Origin of the sequence: Caldicoprobacter faecalis (assembly GCF_900115765.1) — a bacterium.
GTDB classification, from domain to species: domain Bacteria; phylum Bacillota; class Clostridia; order Caldicoprobacterales; family Caldicoprobacteraceae; genus Caldicoprobacter; species Caldicoprobacter oshimai.
The window spans coordinates 96,739-115,119 of record NZ_FOXR01000002.1; the positions used below are offsets into that span (position 1 = coordinate 96,739).

The 18,381-nt window shown below is 47.8% G+C and carries 19 protein-coding genes; 1 reads left to right on the top strand and 18 read right to left on the bottom strand.

Annotated elements, in window-relative coordinates:
• Positions 1 to 140 precede the first annotated feature (140 nt).
• Entirely contained in the window at positions 141 to 1,904 is a 1,764-nt protein-coding gene (locus BM241_RS01340; RefSeq protein WP_025746962.1) for an Rqc2 family fibronectin-binding protein, read from the top strand.
• 196 nt (positions 1,905 to 2,100) lie between these two features.
• Here BM241_RS01340 and pyrE read toward each other — a convergent pair whose 3' ends face one another.
• From pyrE to BM241_RS01430, 18 genes are all read right to left on the bottom strand, one after another.
• Positions 2,101 to 2,688, bottom strand: coding sequence for an orotate phosphoribosyltransferase (gene pyrE / locus BM241_RS01345; protein ID WP_092281864.1), 588 nt, complete (start codon positions 2,686 to 2,688; stop codon positions 2,101 to 2,103).
• 249 nt (positions 2,689 to 2,937) lie between these two features.
• Entirely contained in the window at positions 2,938 to 3,849 is a 912-nt protein-coding gene (locus tag BM241_RS01350; RefSeq protein WP_092281865.1) for a dihydroorotate dehydrogenase, read from the bottom strand.
• Complete coding sequence (locus tag BM241_RS01355) at positions 3,827 to 4,621, bottom strand: dihydroorotate dehydrogenase electron transfer subunit (RefSeq protein ID WP_092281884.1); 795 nt, start codon at positions 4,619 to 4,621, stop codon at positions 3,827 to 3,829. The genes BM241_RS01350 and BM241_RS01355 overlap by 23 nt, the downstream gene beginning before the upstream one ends.
• A gap of 83 nt (positions 4,622 to 4,704) precedes the next feature.
• Complete coding sequence (carB, locus tag BM241_RS01360) at positions 4,705 to 7,914, bottom strand: carbamoyl-phosphate synthase large subunit (protein ID WP_092281866.1); 3,210 nt, start codon at positions 7,912 to 7,914, stop codon at positions 4,705 to 4,707.
• Between the two features lie 36 nt (positions 7,915 to 7,950).
• Positions 7,951 to 8,898 carry an orotidine-5'-phosphate decarboxylase gene (pyrF, locus tag BM241_RS01365; RefSeq protein ID WP_092281867.1) on the bottom strand — a complete coding sequence of 316 codons (948 nt, stop codon included), beginning with the start codon at positions 8,896 to 8,898 and terminating at the stop codon, positions 7,951 to 7,953.
• A gap of 57 nt (positions 8,899 to 8,955) precedes the next feature.
• On the bottom strand, positions 8,956 to 10,245 hold the full coding sequence (locus BM241_RS01370; RefSeq protein WP_025746968.1) for a dihydroorotase: 1,290 nt from the start codon (positions 10,243 to 10,245) through the stop codon (positions 8,956 to 8,958).
• Complete coding sequence (locus BM241_RS01375) at positions 10,229 to 11,164, bottom strand: aspartate carbamoyltransferase catalytic subunit (RefSeq protein ID WP_025746969.1); 936 nt, start codon at positions 11,162 to 11,164, stop codon at positions 10,229 to 10,231. The genes BM241_RS01370 and BM241_RS01375 overlap by 17 nt, the downstream gene beginning before the upstream one ends.
• A 148-nt stretch (positions 11,165 to 11,312) precedes the next feature.
• Positions 11,313 to 11,882 carry a bifunctional pyr operon transcriptional regulator/uracil phosphoribosyltransferase PyrR gene (pyrR, locus tag BM241_RS01380; protein ID WP_143094033.1) on the bottom strand — a complete coding sequence of 190 codons (570 nt, stop codon included), beginning with the start codon at positions 11,880 to 11,882 and terminating at the stop codon, positions 11,313 to 11,315.
• 157 nt (positions 11,883 to 12,039) lie between these two features.
• Positions 12,040 to 12,969: an RluA family pseudouridine synthase gene (locus BM241_RS01385; RefSeq protein WP_025746971.1), complete on the bottom strand. Its 930-nt coding sequence runs from the start codon at positions 12,967 to 12,969 to the stop codon at positions 12,040 to 12,042.
• 10 nt (positions 12,970 to 12,979) lie between these two features.
• Complete coding sequence (gene lspA, locus BM241_RS01390) at positions 12,980 to 13,438, bottom strand: signal peptidase II (RefSeq protein ID WP_025746972.1); 459 nt, start codon at positions 13,436 to 13,438, stop codon at positions 12,980 to 12,982.
• A 97-nt stretch (positions 13,439 to 13,535) separates the two neighbouring features.
• Positions 13,536 to 13,934, bottom strand: a complete 399-nt coding sequence (locus BM241_RS01395) for a TraR/DksA C4-type zinc finger protein (RefSeq protein ID WP_177206059.1) — start codon at positions 13,932 to 13,934, stop codon at positions 13,536 to 13,538.
• 138 nt (positions 13,935 to 14,072) lie between these two features.
• Positions 14,073 to 14,381 (bottom strand): DUF5665 domain-containing protein, encoded by a 309-nt coding sequence (locus BM241_RS01400; protein ID WP_025746974.1) that lies wholly within the window; start codon positions 14,379 to 14,381, stop codon positions 14,073 to 14,075.
• Positions 14,382 to 14,491: 110 nt separating this feature from the next.
• Entirely contained in the window at positions 14,492 to 14,974 is a 483-nt protein-coding gene (locus BM241_RS01405) for a DivIVA domain-containing protein (RefSeq protein WP_025746975.1), read from the bottom strand.
• A gap of 37 nt (positions 14,975 to 15,011) precedes the next feature.
• Positions 15,012 to 15,317: a YggT family protein gene (locus BM241_RS01410; protein ID WP_025746976.1), complete on the bottom strand. Its 306-nt coding sequence runs from the start codon at positions 15,315 to 15,317 to the stop codon at positions 15,012 to 15,014.
• An 11-nt stretch (positions 15,318 to 15,328) separates the two neighbouring features.
• Complete coding sequence (locus BM241_RS01415) at positions 15,329 to 15,814, bottom strand: cell division protein SepF (RefSeq protein ID WP_025746977.1); 486 nt, start codon at positions 15,812 to 15,814, stop codon at positions 15,329 to 15,331.
• 16 nt (positions 15,815 to 15,830) lie between these two features.
• Positions 15,831 to 16,520, bottom strand: coding sequence for a YggS family pyridoxal phosphate-dependent enzyme (locus BM241_RS01420; RefSeq protein ID WP_035146019.1), 690 nt, complete (start codon positions 16,518 to 16,520; stop codon positions 15,831 to 15,833).
• A 7-nt stretch (positions 16,521 to 16,527) separates the two neighbouring features.
• Entirely contained in the window at positions 16,528 to 17,742 is a 1,215-nt protein-coding gene (locus BM241_RS01425; protein WP_025746979.1) for a biotin/lipoyl attachment domain-containing protein, read from the bottom strand.
• 110 nt (positions 17,743 to 17,852) lie between these two features.
• A complete protein-coding gene (locus BM241_RS01430; RefSeq protein ID WP_025746980.1) occupies positions 17,853 to 18,272 on the bottom strand; it encodes an ATP-binding protein in 420 nt (139 codons plus the stop codon).
• Positions 18,273 to 18,381: the final 109 nt, after the last annotated feature.

Below are 18,381 nucleotides of genomic sequence, written 5' to 3' on the forward strand. Positions count from 1 at the left end.
GAGTTCCTGCTTCTTGGGGCAGGGGCTATGGTTGTCCCAAATACCGCCTGCTGGGGGTGGGACAACTTGAAAGGCGGTAAGAAATACCCCAGCCGTCTAAACTTGTACAGTTTTGTACAGTTTAGATGACCAGGCATAAAATGGCTTACGATGGTGTTCTATTGAGCTGCGTTATCGAAGAACTGCGCAGTAAAATACTCAACAGGCGTATAGACAAAGTTTATCAGCCAGAAAAAGATGAGATTTACCTGCATATTCGCTCCCGGGATGAAGAGCTAAAGCTGCTGCTGTCTGCCAGCACCAATCATCCCCGCATTCACCTGGTAAAGTCTACCAAGCCCAATCCTTTAACGCCGCCTATGTTTTGCATGCTCTTGCGTAAGCACCTTACCGGCGGCAAAATTGTGGATATAGTTCAGCCTCAAATGGAGCGAATTGCCGAAATACTCATCGAAAGCACAAATGAACTGGGCGACCTGGCCATAAAGAGATTAATCATCGAAATAATGGGACGGCACAGCAACATAATACTGGTAGACGAAGACGGGAAGATAATAGACAGCATAAAGCATGTAAATGAGTCAATGAGCAGGGTTCGCCAGGTACTTCCCGGCCTTGTGTACAGTCCTCCCCCAGCCCAGGATAAAAGGAATCCCCTATCAGAAACGCCGGACTCGTTCAAGGACCTTTTAAAATCCATGTCAACAAACAAGAAGGTCGAAAATGTCCTCTTGAACAATTATATGGGAATCTCTCCTACCACAGCCTTTGAAATTGTATATCGGGCTTTGAGCGATAAAACAATGGGTATTCAGGAGCTTTCCGAACAGCAGCTGGAAGCGCTATGCCGATCGTTCATGGCTTTTTTTGATGAAGTAAAAAACAAGCAGTTCAGCCCCACCATGTTGAAGGATGAAGAGGGCTATCCCCGGGATATCTTCCCGTTTGTTTACCAGCAGTATCCTGCCTCTATGCTGGAGAGATATTCATCGGTATCTGAAATGCTGGAGGCGTTTTATTCAGAACGGGACAGGCTGGAGCGATTGCAGCAGCGTACCTCTTATCTCTCAAAGCTTCTCAAGGCCAACCTGGAGCGCTGCCAGAAAAAGCTGGCTGTGCAGATGGAAGAGCTCCAGCAGGCCAAAGAGGCCGACAAGTTCCGCCTGTGGGGTGAACTTCTTACAGCAAACGCCCATTCCATACCAAAAGGGCTGAAGGAGGTTACTCTGGTCAACTACTATGACCCAAACGGCTCCACCGTAATCATACCCCTGGATGAAAAGAAATCGCCCATACAGAATGCCCAGGAATACTTTAAAAAATATTCCAAGGCGAAAAATACCTTGGACAAGGTTTCCAAGCAAATAGAGGAGAGCAGAGAGGAAATAGATTATTTGGAGGCACTGCTCGAAAGCCTGGAAAAGTGCACCGAAGAGTCTGATGTGGAAGAAGTGTATCAGGAACTGGCCGAGCAGGGATACATCAAAAAGACGACAAAGGAGAAAAGGGAGGCTCCTGCCCCTTCAAAACCCCATCATTTTATCTCCTCGGATGGGTTTGATATCTTTGTCGGGAAAAACAACTACCAGAACGACCGTCTCACCCTCAAAACGGCCGGCGCCAATGATATCTGGCTTCATACCAAAAACATCCCGGGCTCCCATGTAATCATAAAAACAGGTGGGCGACCAGTCCCCGAAAATACGCTGGTGGAAGCCGCGTTGCTAGCGGCCTATTTCAGCAAAGGCAGGAATTCCAGCAACGTACCCGTGGACTACTGCCCGCGCAAAAACGTCAAGAAGCCCAGCGGTGCAAAGCCCGGAATGGTAATATATGAAGGATACAATACCATATACGTAACGCCATCCGAGGAAAAAATACAGAGCATCAAAAAGCTAAATTGACTTCCATGCACCAATATTTTCCACGGCATTGCCATAAATGTAAAATGTGGCGATACCCTTGTATTCGTTTACAGTTATCCCAGTGTAATTGTTTGGAGCCCCGTCTCGCTGTCCTTGTGTCAATTGTGCCCGCAGTCTCACAGCTTCACAGCTACTTGGCCCTTAGCCAGCTCCTCGGGTGCTGCATTCTTTACAGCTATTCCTGTGACTTCCCTATATTCCGGCTGCCCGGCTTTACAAGAGGCAATCCAGTCCTGCATATCGGGCACTCCTCAGGGGCATACGACTTGACATCCATGGATATTACCGAGTGAAACTTTACCCCAAAGTCAACGTTGCCCCCGCTTCTGTCCACTACAGCTCCAACCCCAACTACCTCTCCGCCGCAGTTTTTCACAACCTCCATGACTTCCTTGACCGACCCGCCGGTGGTGACGACATCCTCCACCACCAACACCCTGCTCCCCTCCGGTATTTCAAATCCCCTTCTCAAGGTCATCTTGCCATCTTCTCGCTCTGCAAATATGGTCTTTATGCCAAGGCACCTGCCCATCTCATACGAAAGGATGATGCCGCCTATAGCCGGGCCCACCACTATGTCTATGCGGTCATCCTTGAACTTATCAGCCAGCGCCCTGGTTATCTCCTCGGCGTAGCGAGGATACTGAAACACCTTGGCACACTGAAGATATTCTCCACTATGCCTCCCGGAGGTGAGAAGGAAGTGACCTTGAAGCAGCACCCCCGTCTCCCTAAATATCTGCAGTACCCTTTCCCTGTCCATAAATCTTTTCCCCTTTCGTTATCGTTTTGTCTTAAATTGTGCTTTTGGACTCAATTTTGATTTTACTACAAACTTAACTTGCTTAAATATAGCTCGATAAAGAAACGCTTATGTATGGAGTTTTTTCCACGCGGCAATTGAACATCCTGTTCAAATTCCGCTAAAAATGATGTCCTATCATTTTTAACAAAATTTTTGTCCCATCGCCAAACCCAACTTTGCCGCCAACTCCTCCGTCCGCAAAAATTATTAAACCCTAAGCCCTCCTATCAGCTCGTTTACATCTCCAATGCCGTTCTGTACCATATACTCTTCCAGCTGATTGACGATGTCGATACAGGCAGTAGGAGATATAAGGTTAGCAGTACCCACCCCAACGGCGGTGGCGCCGGCTAAAAGAAATTCCACCACATCCTCGCCAGTGGTTATTCCCCCCATGCCAATAATGGGGATGCTGACCACCTGCGCAACCTCCCACACCATCCTGAGCGCGATGGGCTTTATTGCAGGCCCCGAAAGCCCCCCTACTATGTTTGCCAGTACCGGCCGGCGCTTTTTGGCATCTATGGCCATGCCCAGCACCGTGTTGATAAGGGATATGCCGTCTCCGCCGGCCTTTTCAACAGCAATGGCAATCTCCTTTATATCGGTGACATTGGGCGTCAGCTTGACCAGAACCGGCTGCTTGGCATGCGCCTTCACGCTGCGTGTGATGTCATACACCACATCGGGATGAGTGCCGAAAGCAACGCCCCCTTGCTTGACATTTGGGCACGAGATATTGAGCTCCAGAAAATGCACCGGCACATCCCTCAACTTTTCGGCCATCCTGCAGTATTCATCGATGGTATTGCCGTTTATATTTACAATGATGCGCGTGTCGTACTTGAGCAGCTCGGGAAGCTCATGCTCGATAAAATAGTCAATGCCAGGATTTTGAAGCCCCACGCTGTTCAATATGCCAGAAGGGGTTTCGGCAATCCTGGGTGGGGGATTGCCCTTCTTTGGTAAAAGCGTCAGGCCTTTGACAGCTATGCCGCCCAGCATGTTTAAATCCACGTATTCGGCATACTCCCGACCAAATCCGAAAGTACCAGAAGCAGCAATAACGGGATTTTTAAAGGAAACGCCGCATATCTCAACATCCAATCGTGGCTTCATCCAACATCACCTCTTGGCTCCAGAACACCGGGCCGTCCTTGCACACCCTTTTATATTCGAAACCGCCATCCGGCGTACGAACAGCGCACGAGCAGACAAGGCATCCTCCTATCCCGCACCCCATTCTCTCCTCCAGCGACATCTGACAGGGTACGCTGTACTCCTTAGCCAACCGCTGGACAACCTTAAGCATAGGTGTCGGCCCACATGCAAACATAATATCAGGCAACAGCTGCTGGAGCTCTTCCTCGAGCACCTGGGTCACCAGCCCTTTCCTGCCCAGGCTGCCGTCGTCGGTGGTCACCAACACGCGATCCGAAAGCATCTCAAACTCTTCAAGCCCATACACCGCCTCGCGGCTGCGAAATCCCAGCAACGCCGTAACCACCACTCCCATCTCTTTCAACCGTCTCATCAATAGCTTAAGAGGCGCTATGCCGCATCCGCCACCCACCACAAACGCGCTTTTGATTTCCCGGGAAATGGTAAAGCCCTTGCCCAGAGGGCCAAGCACATCTATAACCTGCCCGGCATTCATCCCTGAAAGGATGCGTGTCCCCTTACCCACTACCTGATACACTATTTCCACCATTCCGGTTTGTGGATGCACATCGCATATGCTTATGGGCCGTCTGAGAAGCAGCGAGTTATCGCCCGGCACCTTTATATGCACAAACTGACCGGGATTGGCATTTAAAGCAATACCTTCAGAGAGAAATGCCATTTTATACATATGGGATGTAATCATTATATTCTCCACGACTTTACACATCTCTAAACCTTTTACCATGCTAGCGGCACAAGAGGCCCCCGGCCTTTATGAAAATCGGGAGCCTCGGCACTTACCCCCTTTCATCACTCTATATCCTCCAGAGCTATAAGCTCGATCCTGGATTCATCAATGTTCTGTTTCAAAATGCTGACAAAAGCGCGGGCCGTATCCAATGAAGTCAGGCAAGGGATGGAGTGTTCCACAGCCATCCTTCGTATCTTAAACCCATCGCGCTGTGGGATATGCCCTTTGGTGGGCGTATTGATTATAATGCTTATCTTGCCCTGCTGTATATAGTCGCTGATATTGGGATGGTCTTGGCTTACCTTATTCACAACGCTGGCCGCCACGTAATTTGAATTGAGCACATGGGCCGTACCGCTGGTAGCAAGTATGCCGAACCCCAGCCTCTCAAAGTCAGCGGCTATGGGCACAACCTCCTGTTTATCGGCGTTGGATACGGTGATCAGCACATTGCCTTCCTTTTTCAAGTTGTAACCCGCCGCCAGCAAGCCCTTGAACAGAGCCTCAGGCAATGACCTTCCTATCCCCAGCACCTCGCCGGTGGATTTCATCTCGGGCCCCAGGCTTACCTCTACCATGGGCAATTTCTCAAACGAGAACACCGGCACTTTGACGGCCACGACGTTTTTCTCGGGATACAAGCCCGTACCGTATCCTAATTCCTTCAGCTTTTGACCCATCATAGTCCTGACGGCCAACTCAACCATCGGTACCCCTGTCACCTTGCTGATATAAGGAACTGTACGGCTAGAACGTGGATTTGCTTCAATTACATACACATCTCCATTATGCTCAATGTATTGAATATTGATAAGCCCTTTAACCTGCAACGCCTTGGCCAGCCTGTAAGTGTAATCAAGTATGCGATCCACGGTAAATCGGGAAAGCCCTTTTGCTGGGTATACGGCAATGCTGTCGCCAGAATGAATACCCGCCCTCTCTATGTGCTCCATGATGCCCGGTATCAGTATGTCTTCCCCGTCACATATGGCATCCACTTCGATTTCCTTGCCCATCAAATACTTATCCACCAGAACCGGATGCTCCTGCTTGATGCGGTTTATGATCCCCATGTATTCGACTATGTTGTCACGGTTGTAGGCGATCTCCATTCCCTGGCCGCCCAGCACGTACGAAGGCCTTACCAGCACCGGGTATCCCAGCTTTTCAGCTACAGCCACCGCTTCCTCTGCAGTGAACACGGTAGTCCCCGGCGGCCTGGGAATGTTGAGCTCTTCCAGAACTGCATCAAATTCCTTCCTATCTTCGGACTTGTTTATATACTCGGGCTGGGTTCCCAGTATTGTGTATCCCGCCTCATGCACGATACGTGCCAGCTTGATGGCCGTCTGCCCACCGAACTGTACCATAACCCCGTCTGGTCTCTCCATGTCCAGAACGTTCAGTACGTCCTCAGGAGACAGGGGTTCAAAATACAGCCTATCCGAGGTATCAAAGTCGGTGCTGACTGTCTCAGGATTGTTGTTTATAATAATGGCCTGATATCCCATCTTCTTCAAAGCCCACACGCAGTGAACCGAGCAGTAGTCAAACTCGATGCCCTGTCCTATCCTTATAGGCCCGGCACCTAGCACTACAACCTTTTTGCCTTGACCTACATTAACAGTATTTTCCTGCGCGTTGTAGGTGGAATAGTAGTATGCTCCAACACCGGAGTTATCGCCGGCTCCAGTATCTATGGGCCTGTATACAGGATATATCCCCCATTCTTTTCTTTTGCTTCGCACTTCGTCGGGCTTCATACCAGTAAGCCTGCCGATGGTCGCATCAGTAAAGCCCAGTTTCTTGGCCTCAAGCAGCGTGGACCTATCCAGAGTTGCTCCCTCTTGCCTTATCCCGTCTTCAAAGCGGATAATGTTGAGAATCTTGCTCAAGAAAAACGGGTCAATGGCGGTTTTGCTGTAAATCTCCTCAATTGATATGCCTCTTCGAAGCGCCTCTGCCACCACAAAAAGCCTCTCATCCGTCTTGTAATCCAGCTGCTTGACGATTTGGTCGTCGTCCATCTTAGCGATGTGTTCCATATATAAATAGTCCACACCCAGCTCCAGCGAACGCACAGCCTTCAAAAGCGCCTCTTCAAAACAGCCGCCAATGGCCATAACCTCGCCAGTCGCCTTCATCTTTGTACCCAGGGCTTTATCGGCCTTCACAAATTTATCGAAAGGCCAGCGCGGGATCTTGAGCACCGTGTAATCCACCACAGGCTCACGCGCAGCAAAAGGCCTGCCTGTTATGCTGTGCCTTATCTCTTCAAGCCTGTACCCCAGTGCGATTTTGGTTGCCACCCTTGCAATTGGGTAGCCCGTGGCTTTGGAAGCCAAAGCGCTTGAACGGCTTAACCTGGGGTTGACCTCTATGACGTAGTACTGCTGTCCGTCGACGCTCAATGCAAACTGGATGTTGCACCCGCCCCTGATGTTGAGTGCATTGACTATATTTATGGCAGCACGCCTCAGCATGGCATCTTGCTCTGGAGTCAGGGTCTGCGCAGGCGCTACCACTATGCTATCCCCTGTGTGGATGCCCACAGGGTCGACGTTCTCCATGCTGCACACGATAACGCAGTTGCCTTCTGCATCCCGTACCACCTCATATTCGATCTCCTTCCAGCCGGCCACCGATTTTTCTATAAGCACCTGGTGCGCCCTGCTCAATCGCAACCCTTCGGAAGCAATGCGCCTCAGTTCCTCGCTGTTGTTGGCCATGCCTCCACCCGTTCCCCCAAGGGTATAAGCGGGACGAACTATAACGGGGTAACCGATTTTTTCGGCAAACGCCAGCGCACTGTCAACATCGTGTACGGTGAGGCTTTCGATTACCGGCTCTCCAATGGACTGCATGGTCTGCTTAAACAGCTCTCTGTCCTCGCCTTTGCGGATGGACTCCACATCGGTTCCTATGATTTTCACACCGTATTCATCTAAAAATCCTGATTCGGCCAGCTCAACGGCCAAATTAAGCCCCGTCTGCCCGCCTAAAGTGGCCAGCAGGCTATCAGGCCTTTCCTTGGCAATAACCCCTTTGAGGATTTGAGGAGTTAAAGGTTCAATATACACATGATCCGCCATATGGGGATCGGTCATAATGGTGGCAGGATTGCTGTTTACCAGCACAACCTCCACATCTTCTTCCTTCAGGGCCCTGCAAGCCTGAGTCCCCGCATAGTCAAACTCCGCCGCCTGCCCGATGATTATTGGTCCTGAGCCTATTACAAGGACTTTTTTGATGTTTGGGTCTCTTGGCATAATCCATCATCTCCTTTGCCGTCTGCTATTTTTTGATTACCATGGCTTAATCCCATTATGTGATAGGGCAGCCTCTATCTCCTCCTTCATGTGGAGCACTTCTGCCCGTGCGGCATCGGCAAAGCTCTTGGGAGAAAACTTCTCCTTCCACGGGCTTCGCCGATAGGCACATATCACGCTACGCGAGGCATTGATGACAGCACCCAGTCCATTCGCATCAAAACCACCCATTACATCCTGGACGCTACCCCCCTGCGCCCCGTAACCCGGTATCAAAAAGTAGGTGTTGGGCATCTCGCCCCTCAGCTCCTCAAGCTGCCGGGGGTAAGTGGCTCCTATGACGGCACCTATATGGCTGTAGCCTTTTGTTCCCATGAGCTCTTTCCCCCATTCTACCACCTTCTCGGCCACCTTGTTATATAGCCTTTTCCCTTCAACAGGCAGGTCCTGGAACTCCCCCGACGAAGGGTTTGAAGTCTTAACCAGCACAAATATGCCCTTATTGTACTCCTTACAGGCCTGGATAAATGGCATCACGCCATCGGTGCCAAGATAGGGATTAACCGTTACGAAATCCAGGTCAAAGGCTGGCATTCTGCCATTTTTAAGCGGAGTCTCACCGAGATAAGCGCTGGCATAGGCCTCAGCAGTAGAGCCGATATCGTTTCTCTTGATATCCCCTATGACTATCAGGCCTTTTGACTTGGCGTACTGCGCTGTAAGCCTGAAGGCCTCCATCCCCGGTGGGCCGTATAGCTCATAATAGGCTACCTGTATCTTGACGGCAGGAATATGCTCATATACCGCGTCAATGATGGCCTTGTTGAATTCAAATATGGCGCTGGCGGCCACCTCAAAGGGCGATGCCCCGCTGCACCTTTCCACCACGTGGTCAGGAACATACTCAAGCCGCGTATCCAGCCCAACCACCGTGGGATTCCTCTTTTCAATAATCTGTTCTATGAGCCTATCTATCAAATGCATTCACCCCCCATCTATCTAATTTTGTTTTACCGCATCACCAGGGTGTTTTATAGACCTTTAAACGATTACTCTCTCATCCTTCATGACTATCCTGCCATCCACGATGGTGTGGATAACCTTGCCTTTCAAAGTATGGCCATGGAAAGGCGAGTTCTTGCCCTTAGAATAAAATTTTGAAACATCAACGGTGTATTCCCTATCGAGGTCAACCACTATTATGTCTGCAGGGTTTCCAACCTGTATGGTCCCCCCATCTATATTCAATATATCAGCCGGCCCTTTGCTCATCTTTTGTACCAGTTCCACCATCGAAAGGATCCCCGTCGCGACCAAATTGGTATAGGCAAGCGAAAACGCCGTCTCAAAACCCGATATGCCGCTTGCAGCCAGGCTGTACTCCACTTCTTTGTCGTCCCGGTGGTGAGGTGCATGGTCGGTGGCAATGATATCGATGGTCCCGTCCTTTAACCCCTGTTTTATGGCCTCCACATCGTCATCGGTACGGAGAGGAGGATTCACTTTAGTGTTGGCATCGTATCCATCCACCCACGCATCAGTTGCTGAGAAATAGTGAGGTGCAGTTTCACAAGTGACCTTTACACCTCTTCTCTTTGCCTGGCGGATCAGCTCCACCGAGCCTCTGGTGCTCACATGTGCGATGTGTATGGGAGCATCCAGCGTCTCAGCCAGTATGATGTCCCTTGCCACCATGACCTCTTCAGCAGCCCGGGTTATGCCTTTAAGTCCCAGCACCGTCGACATATATCCCTCGTTCATGACCCCGTCCCCCACCAGCGACAAATCTTCACAGTGCGAGATTATAAGCATACTGAGACCCTTGGCATACTGAAGGGCTAGCCTCATCAGCTGGGAGTTCATGATGGGCCTGCCGTCATCCGACAGAGCTATAGCCCCTGCCTCTTTGAGTTCCCCCATCTCTGTGAGCTCTTCGCCTTTTTGTCCTTTTGTGACGGCTGCTATGGGATAAACCTTAACCACACCTTTGGCCGTTGCCATTGACTTTATATAATTTACCATGGCCGCACTGTCTATGACTGGATTGGTATTGGGCATACACGCGACGCTGGTAAACCCTCCTGCGGCAGCGCTCCTTGTTCCCGAACTTATATCCTCCTTGTATTCAAAACCGGGCTCTCTTAAATGGCAGTGTGCATCCACCAGGCCGGGGAGTACCCACTTGCCGGTGGCATCTATGACTTCATCAGCTGTATTTTCGATACCGTTTCCTATATCGATGACCTTCCCTTTATCGATCAATATATCCGCTTTATAGGGTACAGCCGAGATCCCATCAACCACCATCCCGTTTTTAACGCACAGCATCATGATTCCTCCTCGTCAAGAGATATAGAAGCGCCATGCGGATAGCCACTCCGTTTGTTACCTGCTCATTGATGACAGACTGCGCTCCATCCACCAAATTAGAGGATATCTCCACACCCCTGTTTACCGGGCCAGGGTGCATAATCAGCGCATCCTTCTTGGCAAGCCGTATCCGTTCCTCGGTTATGCCAAACAGACGCGTGTATTCTCTAAGAGAAGGCAGCAGCCCTTTCTGCTGGCGTTCCCTTTGAAGCCGTAGTCCCATGACCACATCCGCCCCTCTTACGGCTTCCTCAACTTTGAAAAAAACCTTGGCTCCCATCTTTTCAATATCGGGAGGCATAAGAGTGGGAGGTCCAGCCACCCTCACCTCGGCCCCCATGGTAGTGAGCCCCCATATGTTGCTGCGCGCCACCCTGCTGTGCAGTATATCCCCTATTATGGCCACCTTCAAACCATCTAGGGCCCCCTTTTTTTGCTTCATGGTAAACATGTCGAGCAGCGCCTGCGTCGGATGTTCGTTAATCCCGTCACCAGCATTAATAACCGACGCCGATACATGTTTGGCCAGAAGGTGAGGCGCCCCCGACATTGGATGGCGAATAACGATGACATCAACCCCCATGCTTTGAATGGTTTTCCCCGTGTCTATCAGGCTTTCCCCCTTGGCAACGCTGCTGGACGAGACAGCAACGCTGGCTGTATGTGCCCCCAGATACTTGGCTGCAAATTCAAACGAAAACCTTGTTCTGGTGCTGTTTTCATAAAACAGCGTTACCACTGATTTGCCCTGTAGATGGGATGATTTTTTGACCTTGCTTAAGAGAATGGATTTCATTTCTTCAGCCGTCGCCAGTATTTCCTCTATCTCCTCTCTGGTCAATCCTCTAAGTCCCAGCAAGTCCTTTTGCTTTAGCGCCATTATCTCACCCACCAAAATTCAAGATTTATTTGATTTTCTGTCGCTCGTTTTTGAGCATCAAAAAATGCCTTGATAGAAGGCTATCAAGGCATATAAAACCCGGTGCAATTCCCTTGACAGCCTCACAGGACTGTATTAAAGGGAATTTTTAAGGTTCGGCTATGATCACCTTGTTCATACCATCAACTTCAGCGACATATACGTATACCTTTTCACTTTTTGATGTAGGAACGTTTTTCCCTACGTAATCCGCCCTTATGGGCAGCTCGCGATGTCCTCTGTCTATTAAAACCGCAAGCTGGATGGCCTTGGGCCTGCCTAAATCAATCAGGGCATCCATGGCTGCTCGAGCCGTCCTCCCTGTAAACAGCACATCATCGACCATTACCACGATTTTGCCATTCACATCAAACGGAATATTCGTACCGTTAATTACGGGCTGTTCGGGCTGTGAGGATAGGTCATCACGATACAGCGTTATGTCCAGTACGCCAACGGGAATTTCCTGGCCCTCGTATTGCTGTATCTTTTTGGCCAGCCTCTGAGCTAAAGGTACTCCCCTCGTCTGTATACCCACCAGCACTACATCTTTGATGCCCTTGTTACGCTCTATGATCTCATGGGCTATTCGCGTAAGAGCCCTGTTCATTGCCACCTCATCCATAATCAGCGCCTTTTGGATCATGGTCCAAGTCACCCCTCTTACAAAAAAAGACATCTCACCGATCGGTAAGACGTCCCTCTACACACCATACCAGATGCAATTTTGCGCAAACTATCCCACCACACCTTACCGACCTCACAGGATCGATTTAAAGGCCCACTCAATTTTTTATAGTATAACATAAACATCTGGAAGTTGTCCATACCCTTTTTTAATTTTTGGTATAATTTTTTCGCAGGATATCCAGCAGGTTCTCAAAATATTCGGGCAGAGGCGCTTCAAACTCCATATACTCTCCAGTGGAAGGATGGATAAGCCCCAGCTTCTTTGCATGAAGGACCTGTCCCTTTAAATTAAATTTTTGCTTTCGAGAACCATAAACGCTGTCGCCCACCACAGGATGGCCTATATACGCCATATGCACCCGTATCTGATGAGTTCTGCCGGTTTCAAGCCTGGCCTCGACAAGGGTATATTCTCCAAACCGCTCAAGTACCTTAAAATGCGTAACCGCTGGTTTTGCAGTAGGCGCATTTAGCACCGCCATTTTCTTGCGGTTGATGGGATGGCGCCCTATTGGAGCATTGATAACCCCTTTATCCCCCTTTATGTTTTTTTCCACAATACACCAGTAAACACGCTTTAAAGTTCTGTCTTTGAGTTGCTGCGCCAAACTGCGGTGAGCGGCATCATTCTTGGCAACCACCAGCAAGCCCGAGGTATCCTTGTCTAAACGGTGGACAATTCCAGGACGAATGATGCCACCTATGCCCGACAGCTCGTCGCATGAGTAGAGCAGCGCATTGACCAGTGTACCCGAATAATTCCCCGGTGCGGGGTGTACCACCATCCCCTGGGGCTTATTGACCACCACTATGTCATCATCCTCGTATACTATATCCAGCTCCATGGGCTCGGGCTGAAGGGATATCTCTTGCGGCGGAGGTATGGTCACATCTATGATGCACCCGGGCTTTACCTTGAAATTGGGCTTTACCTTTTCACCGTTTACCAGCACAAGCCCGTCTTTTATTAGCTTTTGAATGTATGAACGCGAATACTCGGATATCTTCTCGGCTAAAAAGACATCAATCCTCTTTTTGTCATCCGCTTGCTCGACTTCAAACCTCAAAGTTTCCATAAGTAAACACCTAACTGAGCTGTCTCTCTCTTGAGTCTGCCATAAACAGGATATAATAGGCAAGCAATATTGTGCCTATCACCACGAATGAATCGGCCACATTGAAGACCGGGTAGTCTATAAGTACAAAATGCAGCATGTCCACTACATATCCCAAACGCAATCTATCAATCAAGTTGCCTATGGCCCCACCCAGTATCATGGAAAGCGCAATGGTGAGTACTATGCTCTCTTGACTGCGGGTAAATAAATAATATACTATCACTGCGCTGACTACAACCGTCAATACTATAAAAAGCCATCTCTGATTTTGCAAAATGCCGAATGCGGCACCTCTGTTTTCCACATAGGTAAAATGGAAAACGTTTGGTATCAAAGGGATAGACCCCACTGGCTTAAGATAGGTCTTGGCGAGATATTTAGTAACCTGATCAAGGACCACTATGAAGGCCACGATAAATACCTGCAGCATGGTGCTCCCCTTCCATCGAGTTGTTTAAGCCGTACTACATTATAACATAAGGGGAAGCACATTTCATAGCAATTTTATAACAACTTTTTGTGAATCAGGCCCAGTTGGTGTCAATCTGTTCTTCAGCCTCTTTTTTCTGGCAGTTGATACAAAGCTTGGCAGTTGGATAGGCATCCAGGCGCTCGAAGCCTATCTCCTTGCCGCAGTATAAACATATCCCATAACTTCCCCTTTCTATCCTTTGCAGGGCATCGCGTATATCGCCAAGGTATTCTAACTGATGATTGCGCAAGGAGACGTACTTTTCCTGCTCAAAGGTTTCGGTCCCTAAATCGGCAGGATGGTTATCGTATTTGGAAAGCTCCTCTATGCTGTTACCTATGGAATCATCCACCCCAAAATTGTTTTTCTTGGACTCGTTAAGCATAGACTCAACTTTTTGCTGTTCATCCAGCAGTTTTTTCTTAAGATATTTAATCTCATAATCCTTCATGAATCTCATTTCTCCCTTCTCTTAGGTTTTTAATTGCAGGTTGACAGCGAATAGGTTTTTAATTGCAGGTTGACAGCGAACTGCTATTTGCTAGCACGAATACACCCATCAGACATATCTCCATATTTTTAAAGCTGTTCACAGGTGTTGCTTGACAATTTTAACTATTTCTGCTATAAATCCGCCTATTATGGGTAAATTCTTATTGGCCAGCCGGGTCAAGAAATACAGTGCCACGGCACCCAACAGGGTAAACCCCACAGCCATTCCAAACCCTCTTGCCAGGCCGGCTATGAAATTGGTGCGTATCATCCTCCTCGTATCGTTTAGATATTCTATATAGTCGTCAAACCTCATCTTCTCAAGGGTCCTGGCAATCTCCTCTATCTTTGAATAAGCTTGCTGCTTTGTGTCCTTCTCATTATTTGCCCGACAATCCCTTCCCATGTTGCACCATCTCCCCAAAAAACATAAAAGGGGATACTGAAAAAAGTATACCCCCTCACAGCGCTTTTTATCCCACCGTGTTAATCATCAATATACATCTTTATGAGCTTTTAAGCACTAGTTTGATCCTCGACCTCAACAGACGGCAATTCCGCTTCCTTTTCTATTATTTGGAGATACTCCTGCAAAAGCGTCTTGAATCTGGTCTTGAATATCTGCATCTGCTTTTTCGTCTCCTCGTATTCCATTTGTATTTTTACCACCTGCTCATTAGCATCCTGTATGATCTTATGCGCCTTCTGTTCAGCTTCTTTGATGATAAGCTCGGCATTTTTATGCGCCGAGGCCGTCACTTCCTCTGCAGTTTTTTGTGCAGTAACCAGCGTCTCCTTCAGGGTACTCTCCATGGATTTGTAGTACTCCAGCTGCTCTTTTAAGAGGCCTATACGCTCCTTAAGTTCAAGGTTTTCTTTATAAAGCTTTTCAAAATCCTGTACAACTTCATCCAGAAACTGATCTACTTCATCCTCGTCATAACCTCTGAAGCTTCGGGAAAACTCCTTATTGTGAATATCCATGGGCGTCAATGGCATAGCCAATATCCTCCTCTCTTAGATTGCCACAAAAACGTTAAAAAAACGCAGCCCTGTACTTCAGAAAGTTTTCCACAACCTCTATGATCTGTTGCAGAATCATTATCGCCAGATAGGCAAAAAGCGGCGAAAAATCTATAGGGAATCCCGAGGTATTCAACCTATCGGTTAGCCTGCGAAAAGGACTGACCACAGGTTCCACCACCCGCATTACAAAAGACCGAATCGGATGGGTTGGATCTATAAACCACGACATAAAGGCATTAATGACAATTAACCACGACAGTATGTTCAAGAACCACCGTATGCCCCTAAGTACATATATAATTCCCCAGTATATCAATGTCACTCCCCCTATTCTGTGCCCTCTTCCTTGATGTTTGCCAACGTATAAAAGCTCTTACCCTTCAATTCTTCCGGGATATTGCCCACTATATCGATATTGCTGGGCGCCAGCACAAAGATACCTCTAGACACCTTTTGAATGGTACCATCGAGAGCATACACCGCCCCGCTTATGAAATCCAGCACCCTCTGGGCCAGCCCTGTGTCCAGCGCCTCCAGGTTAACCACAATAGGCTTTCTGTTTTTTAGATTATTAATAATAGTCTGAGTATCCTCAAATGATGTGGGCTGATATATTACCACTTTTACATAGGACGAAGTATGTATATTGACAACTTTGCCTTTCCTTTGCCTGGACCAAAATGATGGCTCCTCCAGCTCCTGATCTTGATTTTGTTCCTCAGCTTCAGGTTCGCTGACCTCCGGATTCTCCTCTATCACGGTCTCCTCCAGTCCAATTAGATTCAGAATCTTGTTAAATATACCGCCCGCCATAAAAATTCCTCCTTTTCTAAACATATCTTTCCCCAAAGATTGCCCTGCCAATCCTCACGATATTGGCACCTTCCTCAATGGCCACCTCAAAATCATTGGTCATCCCCATCGAGAGGTATTCCATATCAATATGAGGATATCCCCTCTCCTTTATCCTGTCGAACAACTCTTTGAGCCGCGCAAAATAAGGACGTACAGCCTCAGGGTTACTCGACAACGGCGCTATGGTCATCAATCCCTTTACCCGTACATGCTTAAAGGGTTCTAACTGCTCGATAAAGCTTTCAAGCTCCTCTTCAAAGATGCCCGACTTTGTGGCTTCTTTGGATACATTGACCTGTATTAAAACGGGAATGACCCTCCCCACTGCCGCTGCACGCTTGTCCAGCTCCCTTGCCAAGGATAGGCGATCCAGCGAATGTATCAAATCTATCTTGTCTATTATATACTTCACTTTGTTTGTCTGCAACGTCCCAATCAGATGCCTCTTTACCTCAGCGGGAATGAATTCGTGCTTTTTTACAAACTCCTGTACCCTGTTCTCTCCAATATGCCGGATGCCGGCATTGATGGCTTCCATTATCCTGCTTACCTCAACAGTTTTAGTTACGGCAACAACCGTAATATCTTCGGGGGCCCTATTTGCCCTATGGGCAGCTTCGGCGATTCTCTCCAATACCCTCTTCACGTTGTATTGTACGTCCATTGCTAAATCACCTCTCAATGCGGACTTTGGCGTGAAGCTCCAACTGTTTGGATTCTCCTTTTTCGACAATTATAGCGCTCTCGCCATCAGAGGCCACCACTTCTACCGGGATAAAAGTTTCTGAATTCTCCCGAACCACCTTTATCCCCTTTTCACCCCATCGGGTAACGACGGCATCGGCAGGCACCATAAACCCCTGAAAATTCTTGCTTATCTCAACTTTTACACTTCTCTTGTTGATGAAATCTTCAACCTTTTCATTAAATTCCACTATCACAAGGATTTCACCTTTTTCTTCAACAACGCGGTACACCCTGCCTTTAATGGTTTGCACCTGGGGGCCTATAAAGCTTACATCCACCTCTTCCCCTTCTACATAGTTAATTTGTGAATTTGATATCAAGCACGCTACATACCACTTACCGGGCTGTACGATTTTAAAAAACGGCTGATCAGCTTTTGCCTCTTTCCCATCATCTTCCTGCTCCCACACATCTTTGCCATAAAAGCTCTTAAAGTCCTCGATGGTTATGTAATTTACCGCTTTTGCCCCCAGTATATCCTCCATACCATCCAAAGAAAAGCTTATGAGGCCGGATTCTGGGGCCACCAGTTCTACCTTCCATTCTTCCAGCTGCCTATTCAGTTCAGATTCTTCCTTGTAAAGCCTTTCTAAATAAGGGTCAGGTTTCATCTTCTGGTTTAGTATCTTTTGCCTACTGGCAAACAATGAACGAAGCCTCTTTTCGTAATCATCCAGGTTGTCCAGCTGCAAATCCCTTACCACAATCTGGATAGATGCGACCGTCCCGGCTATCTCCTTCTCTACTCTCTCCAAATCTTTATCGATAATCTCCTGTACTATATTTTCCTGCTGATAGCTCAATATCTTCTCCTGCACGTTGTAAAGCTGATACACCAACTCTTCCTTGTAATTAGCTTTATATAAAACGGCCACAGGAGCCTCCTTCTCCACCGGTTCACCTTCAGCTACCAAAAAAGTAACGCGCCCGTACTCAGGAGCCTCATACACGCTTTCCTGCCGGATTACCAAAGCATCGCCCCTATCTTTCAACAACATTTCTCCGTACTGCACGATACCGTAAACCGGCGACCGAGCGGAAGAGTATATAAGGTAATAACAGCCCATTATGGCCATAAACAAAAAAACAAAAAAGCGAAAACGCACTCTTCTTCTGCCAATTACAAGGTCCTTACCCATAACTCCAATCCCTTCAAAGTTATTCTACTATATTTTCTATTTCTCCGCAAAACAAAAAAATCCTCCAAAAATAAAAATATTCTGATTGCAGCGAATCAGTTTATATCCCCTTATGACTTTATGGATTTCTTTACGCTAATCCAGCTGCCATTCTTGCTGAATTTAATATCATCACATATGCTCTGCACTATTTTAAGTCCCCTCCCCCTTTCCAAAAGCAAAAAAGAATCACAGGGGAAAATACCTCTTTCTATTTCCCTGTAATTAAAACCCCCTCCCTGGTCCCTTATGCATATGGATATGGTATTATCATCCAACGCGTGGACAATCACCGTCAATACCTTGTCATCAAAACACTTATTCCCGTGGACAATACCATTGACAATAAGTTCATTGATTATGAGGCGAAATTCATAATCCTCTTCTTCCTCCAAGTGATGCCAAGATTCTATACATTCCATTATTTCCCTTACTAGCCCTCTAACCATCTGAGGATTGGCTCCTACAATTTCCTTTTTAAATAATAACATCACTGGCAACTACCTCCAAAAACTGGTGTTGCTCAAATTCGATTGACTGATTTAAATCGTTTTTCAACAAAACTTAGCTCCTTATTTATATAACTACCCTTCTTTATAA